1 protein-coding gene is annotated in these 327 nt (G+C 70.3%); it reads left to right on the top strand.

Features of this window, described 5'->3' with window-relative positions; genetic code table 11:
* Positions 1-327, top strand: a 327-nt coding sequence (locus AC0IYH_RS30340) for a hypothetical protein (RefSeq protein WP_471837849.1), incomplete at both ends; no start/stop codon positions are given.

Below are 327 nucleotides of genomic sequence, written 5' to 3'. Positions count from 1 at the left end.
ATCCTATGGGACGGCGGCGAGGATACGGTCCTGATCGATTGCGAAGCGGCGCAAGCCGATGCTCTGTCGAAGCGCCTGACGATGTACCGCCTCCGCCGCGCGATCACGATCGAACGCTCCCCGCTGGCGGTGCACTGGTCCCCGGACGGCAGCCTCGGCGTCCCCGACCCCCGAGTGGCCGCGCTGGGCGGCCGCTGGCTCGGCGAGCCGGGCGAGCCGGCGCAGGGATGGTTGGCCCACCGCCTGTCGCTCGGCGTGACCGAAGGCGTCGCCGAACTCGGCAATGGCGATACGCTATGGTTGGAATGCAACGCCCGCGAGTGCAAC

It is taken from the genome of Pseudomonas sp. AC463, from assembly GCF_979253585.1.
Note: the sequence above shows the minus strand (reverse complement) of the source record. Positions and strands in the feature narration are given on the sequence as shown.